This is a genomic window from uncultured Caballeronia sp. (genome assembly GCF_964243625.1).
In the GTDB taxonomy this organism is placed as follows: domain Bacteria; phylum Pseudomonadota; class Gammaproteobacteria; order Burkholderiales; family Burkholderiaceae; genus Caballeronia.
This window is the reverse complement of the sequence record NZ_CAXTGZ010000681.1, coordinates 1-3133: the sequence shown is the minus strand read 5'-3', so window position 1 is coordinate 3133 and position 3133 is coordinate 1. Positions and strand designations below refer to the sequence as shown.

3 protein-coding genes are annotated in these 3133 nt (G+C 62.0%); all 3 read right to left on the bottom strand.

All coding sequences use genetic code 11. The features are described 5' to 3' along the window. Positions 1-1722 (bottom strand): leucine--tRNA ligase (gene leuS / locus ACFFAR_RS29190; RefSeq protein ID WP_375509013.1); only part of this gene is annotated, 1722 nt, incomplete at its 3' end. Positions 1723-2012: 290 nt separating this feature from the next. Then, positions 2013-2438: an ExbD/TolR family protein gene (locus ACFFAR_RS29185; RefSeq protein ID WP_375509012.1), complete on the bottom strand. Its 426-nt coding sequence runs from the start codon at positions 2436-2438 to the stop codon at positions 2013-2015. 37 nt (positions 2439-2475) lie between these two features. Beyond that, positions 2476-3133: MotA/TolQ/ExbB proton channel family protein (locus ACFFAR_RS29180; RefSeq protein WP_375509011.1), on the bottom strand; the 658-nt coding region annotated here is incomplete at its 5' end.

Below are 3133 nucleotides of genomic sequence, written 5' to 3'. Positions count from 1 at the left end.
CAGCACCATGCCCTGCGTGAGCAGGTTTTTCGCGGGTTCATCGAAGCTCACGAGACCGAGGTCGCGCATCACCTTCGTCCAGAAACGCGAGTACAAAAGGTGAAGAATGGCGTGCTCGATTCCGCCGATGTACTGGTCCATCGGCATCCAGTAATCGGTGCGCTCGTCGACCATGGTCTTGGCATCGGGTGCTGCGTAGCGCGAGAAATACCACGACGAATCCACGAACGTGTCCATGGTGTCCGTCTCGCGTTTTGCCGGCGCGCCGCACTTCGGACATGTGCAATTCACGAATGCTTCCGACTTCGCAAGCGGGTTGCCCGTGCCATCCGGCACGAGGTCTTCCGGCAAGACGACCGGCAGATCGGCTTCCGGCACCGGCACGTCGCCGCACGCGTCGCAGTGGATGATCGGAATCGGCGTGCCCCAATAACGCTGGCGGGAAATGCCCCAGTCGCGCAGGCGCCAGGTGATTTGTTTATCGCCGAAATTCTTTGCCTTCAGGTCGGCCGCAATCGCGTTCACGGCTTCTTCAAAGCCGAGGCCGTCGTACTTGCCGCTGTTGATCAGCGTGCCCGTACCCTTCTCGCCATACCACTCTTCCCACGCGTCCGTGCTGTAGGTCTTGCCTTCGACCGCGACCACTTGCTTGATCGGCAGGTTGTATTTCTTCGCGAACGCGAAATCGCGCTCGTCGTGCGAAGGCACGCCCATCACCGCGCCTTCGCCGTAGCTCATCAGCACGTAATTGCCAATCCACACTTCGACCTTCTCCTGCGTCAGCGGATGCGTGACATGGAAGCCGGTCGGCATGCCCTTCTTTTCCATGGTCGCGACATCGGCCTCAGCCACGCCGCCGCGCTTGCATTCTTCAATGAACGTTTGCAACGCGGGGTTCTCGCGAGCAAGGCGCGTTGCCAGCGGATGTTCCGCGGCGACCGCCGCGAAGGTCACGCCCATGATGGTGTCGGCGCGCGTGGTGAAAACGCGCAGCAATTTGCTTTCGCCGTCGATCTCATAGGGGAAACCAAAGTTCACGCCGAAGCTCTTGCCAATCCAGTTCTGCTGCATCAACTTTACGCGCTCGGGCCAGCCGAGGCCGTCGAGGTCGCCGAGCAACTGGTCCGCGTATTCCGTGATGCGCATGTAGTACATCGGGATTTCGCGCTTTTCCACGAGCGCGCCCGAGCGCCAGCCGCGCCCGTCGATCACCTGTTCGTTCGCGAGCACCGTCTGGTCGACCGGGTCCCAGTTCACCGTGCCGGTCTTTTTATACGCAATGCCCTTTTCCAGCATCTTCAGGAACAACCACTGGTTCCACTTGTAGTACTCGGGTTTGCAAGACGCGATTTCCCGCGACCAGTCGATAGCCAGCCCCATCGACTGCATCTGCTTCTTCATGTAGTCGATGTTGTCGTAAGTCCACTTCGCCGGCGGCACGTTGTTCGCCATCGCCGCGTTTTCCGCCGGCATGCCGAACGCGTCCCAGCCCATGGGCATCAGCACGTTGTGGCCGTTCATGCGCAGGAACCGGTACATCACGTCGTTGATGGTGTAGTTGCGCACGTGGCCCATGTGCAGCTTGCCCGACGGATACGGCAGCATGGACACGCAGTAGAACTTCGGCTTGTCGCTGGTTTCGGTCGACCGGTAGACATCTTTCGCGCGCCAGTCGCTTTGCGCTGCGGATTCGACGTCGGCGGGTACGTATTTATCTTGCATGGTGTGGTCTTGGCGGTTTTGCCTTGCGGCGATGTGGCTGTGTTGCCCGGAAAAGCGTCACGGCCAGGCTCCGGGCGATGCTCGGCGGGCGTCGGTCACGGGTCTCGTCGAGATCGAGGCCGTCTGGCATGGTGCCCGGGCCGCTCCTTCAGCGTGGTTCCATGCCCCGGTGACGCAATGTAGACATGGAGGCCGCCCGCGCGGCCAAAGCGCGATTATACCGTTGAGGCGAAGGGTTCTGGCGAGGCGCGCCTTTGGGTGACCGGCTCGCCTCGCAAGCCCGGATTCTCTCAGTGCGTGGGCTTCGCAGGCTCGGTCACAAAGCCGATCTTGCTCAAGCCCGCGCTTTGCGCGGCGCCCATCACCCGTGCGATCACGTCATAACGCGTCGCCGCCGATGCTCTCAGATGCAACTCCGGTTGCGTCGCTTTCTTGCCTTCGGCCACAAATTGCGCCTGCATCTGCTCGAAGGCGACCGGCTTGTCGTTCCAATAGAACTTGCCGGTGTCATCGATGGAAAGCGTGATCGTGTCCGGCGTCTCGCGCACGACCTGCGATGCGACCTTCGGCAGATCCAGCCGGATTGCGTGCGTGAACAAAGGCGCGGTGATGATGAAAATCACGAGCAGCACCAGCATCACGTCGATCAACGGCGTCATGTTGATCTCCGCCATGGGAGCGCCGTTCGATTTCTTGTCCAGTCCGCCGAATGCCATGATGTAATCGTCCGGTTCGCGGTTGGGAAGCTTCGGCTCAGGCCACGTGGTCCTGAACGGCCGCACTCTTCACCCGGCGCGGCGCCGCGCCGTTGGTGTAAGCGTGCAGGTCGTGCGCGAAGCCATCGAGTTCTTCCGAGATTTGCCGCACCAGCCGTCCGAGCACGTTGTACGCAAGCACGGCCGGAATGGCCACGACCAGTCCGAACGCCGTCATGATCAGCGCCTCGCCAACCGGACCGGCCACGTTTTCGATCATCGCCTGCCCGCTGGCGGCAATGCTGCCGAGCGCGTGATAAATGCCCCAGACAGTGCCGAGCAATCCGACAAACGGCGCGGTACTTCCCACCGATGCCAGCAAGACCTGCCCGAACTCGAGCCGCCGCTGAGACGCCAGCAGCGCATGCCTGAGCGCGCGCAACACACGCTCGCCGGGCTCGACATGCGCGATCAACGCACCCGGCATTTCCGCCTCCGATGCACGCCACGCAGCCATCGCAAGCGGCAAATACACGCGTTCGCGATCGGCTTTCTTCAACTCCGCGATGCCGTCAGCAAGCGTCGCCGCCTGCCAGAACCGCTGTACGGCGCGCGGCCCCTGGCGTTTTGCACGAACGAGGACCCATGCCTTCACGATCAGAAAACACCAGCTCGCCACCGACATGGCCAGCAGCACGCCCGCCACGCCATGCGTG